The sequence below is a fragment of the Mesorhizobium sp. B2-4-17 genome, from assembly GCF_006441275.1.
Lineage (GTDB): Bacteria > Pseudomonadota > Alphaproteobacteria > Rhizobiales > Rhizobiaceae > Mesorhizobium.
The window spans coordinates 1-2,374 of record NZ_VFUX01000071.1; the positions used below are offsets into that span (position 1 = coordinate 1).

Here is a 2,374-nt window from a genome sequence, read left to right on the forward strand (position 1 = left end):
ACTGAATTGCTGCTGACGCTTCGGCCCGAATCTGACCTTCGGAAAGGCCATAGACGCAACGATTTCGAAGTCGGATACAGCTCAGCGCCCTACGACTCAGACAGCTCCGTGACGCTGTTCAAGGAGAACACGCTCTATCTCGCGGTTCCTGCGCCTAAGCCCACCCATCCATTCATCGAGCAGATCGACGGCGGCAAGATGCTCGCGAAAGCACCAAGCGAACTTGCCGAATTATTCGTCAGCGTGCAGCGCGATTTCGACGGTGGCGCAATCGAACATCTCACGTTGCGGCGCTGGCAATTCGCGTTGCTGGTCGAGAGGGATCGCGAGGGCAAGGCGCCCCTGGACTTCGGCACCATCGAACAGCGCCTCGCAAGGCCTGAGGAAGTCTGATGGTAAAGGCCGGCGACATCGTTCTGCTGGACTCACTCCGATATGTGGTTGACCGGATCGTCCCCAAGCAGAACGGCGGGCAGGATGCGAAGCTGATCCGTAGAACCAAATGGGGATCATTCTCCAGCATCGAGAGTAACCCTAGCCGGCTAACGCGACTGGAAACACCGAGCTTCGAGTCGGGCGAGAAAGTTACGGTCGACGGGATCAAGGGCACGTACCTGAGCCGCGAACGCGATGGCAACATTGCCCGCGTTATGCTGGCACCGAGACGGCGACAATTCACCGCCGTCGGCTTCTTTGAGATCGGTCCTGCCGTTGCGAGGGTAAGCTTTGCACTGCTGGTCATCGAAAATCGAAATGCAGCCTGAGGGAGAAGTCTGATGGCCCAGATTGGCGATATCGTCCTGCTCCGAAACGTGCGCTGGGTTATCACGGCTCTGCCCAATGCGAACGCCTACCTGAGCCGCCCTGAGGACGGAGGCTCAATGGGATTCCTCACCGGCCAAAGCGGGCTGACGGTTGTCGAAAGTCCCTCATTTCAGGAAGGCGATGCCGTCACCGTAAACGGGTTGAAGGGTTCCTATCTGGGCGCTGAGGACGGCGTGGCGCGGGTGCTGCTGGAAGCCCGCAGCGTGCAGCGACCGTCAGGATCATTCGCCATCGCGGAATCTGTCGCCCGAATGAACCTCGGATGGCTCGTGCTTGAAAACAAACTTTGAAGGAGAACAAACCATGAATATCATCGACATTGAACGGACGTTGGAAGTCTCGCCCAGCATTGATGAACGGGCAGTGGATCATCACGCTGAAAGGGCGGTCGGCAACGTCAAGCCTGAGCCCGACCTTGAGCATATGGCGCTATCAGGAGCCATGAAGGCGGCGAGGGAGGAGGCGCACGCGCTGGCCAATCTCGCCCACGCCGTGTTTGCGGACAAGACGCAGGCTCCCGCTGTTGCCGCCCTCCAGGTCGCGCAGGCTGCACAGAAGGTGGGTGCTAGGGTTGCCGCTAAGCTTGACGCCGCCCACGCCAAAGTTTCCGCCACGATAGCGGGCATCGAAAAGGCGACGTTCGCGCCGGCTGTCGAGTCGAAGTTCGAAATAGAGATCAGGGCGGCGCTCAAGGCTATGACGCAAGCCAAGCGCACCAAGGAACTCGCCGCTCGCTTCGACGCCAACGATATGACGACCCTCGCTGCTGTGCTGAGCGCCCCTTCCCTGTTGACGGGGATGACAGCCGCTGAGCTTGACGCGCTCAGGCACCGGTACCGGGAGAAGCATTTCCCGACCGAGATGAAGCGCTTGGATCGTCTCGTCAAGATGCGCGCTGCGGCTGAAACCGGCGGCAAGGCCTTCCTCGCTCTCGTGCAGAAAGCGTCCGACACCAAGTTCGCTGATGGCGCAATCGCGGCCCGCACGAAGCGCGAAAGCGCTCTTGCCGCACATCAACAGGGGGCATGAACATGGCTGGCGTTTTTCACATAGTCGGCGACGCAAAGCTGCGCAAGAAGATCACGGTGGCCGAGCTTGAGTCGGTGCCGGAGGAATATCGCATCTGCTACATGGACACCGACGACGGCGACCTTGAATTGTCCGTTCGCGCTGCGGATGCCGTTGTCGAGGCCAAGGCTGAAATCGTTCGCCTCAGTGCGCAGGTCGAGAAGCTTGAGACTGAGTATCCGGCGAAGCTGGAAGCCGAGAAAAAGGCGCGCCGCGACGACGCGGTGGAGAACGCCCTTCATTCGTCGCTCAGCAAAGCCAGGATTAAGCCCGGGCTGTTTGAAGGTGCGATGGCGCTGCTCAAGCGGGAAAATGAGTTCGAGGTGGAACTGTCTGACGACGGCAAAAAGCTTTTCGTGAACGCGCGCACGCCGCTGGGCCTGCAATCCGTCGATACCATCGTGGCACGGTTGGTGGAAGGCGAAGAGGGAGCGGCGTGGCGTGGCAAGCCGTCCGCCCCCTCTGCTGGGTTTTTCAGCGA

The 2,374-nt window shown here is 60.1% G+C and carries 5 protein-coding genes; all 5 read left to right on the forward strand.

The genetic code is table 11. The features are described 5' to 3' along the window. Nucleotides 1–393: hypothetical protein (locus tag FJ548_RS29650; RefSeq protein ID WP_210242715.1), on the forward strand; the 393-nt coding region annotated here is incomplete at its 5' end. After that, entirely contained in the window at nt 393–764 is a 372-nt protein-coding gene (locus tag FJ548_RS29655) for a hypothetical protein (protein ID WP_140779793.1), read from the forward strand. The genes FJ548_RS29650 and FJ548_RS29655, both read left to right, overlap by 1 nt. Before the next feature lie 12 nt (nt 765–776). After that, complete coding sequence (locus tag FJ548_RS29660) at nt 777–1,115, forward strand: hypothetical protein (protein WP_140779795.1); 339 nt, start codon at nt 777–779, stop codon at nt 1,113–1,115. Between the two features lie 13 nt (nt 1,116–1,128). After that, on the forward strand, nt 1,129–1,854 hold the full coding sequence (locus FJ548_RS29665; RefSeq protein WP_140779797.1) for a hypothetical protein: 726 nt from the start codon (nt 1,129–1,131) through the stop codon (nt 1,852–1,854). A 2-nt stretch (nt 1,855–1,856) separates the two neighbouring features. Next, the coding region (locus tag FJ548_RS29670) for a hypothetical protein (protein WP_140779798.1) at nt 1,857–2,374 on the forward strand (518 nt) is incomplete at its 3' end.

Excerpts from the sequence above, each read along its gene's own strand:
- FJ548_RS29665 (WP_140779797.1), top strand. The coding sequence starts at position 1,129 with ATGAATATCATCGACATTGAACGGACGTTGGAAGTCTCGCCCAGCATT.
- FJ548_RS29655 (WP_140779793.1), top strand. The coding sequence starts at position 393 with ATGGTAAAGGCCGGCGACATCGTTCTGCTGGACTCACTCCGATATGTG.
- FJ548_RS29660 (WP_140779795.1), top strand. The coding sequence starts at position 777 with ATGGCCCAGATTGGCGATATCGTCCTGCTCCGAAACGTGCGCTGGGTT.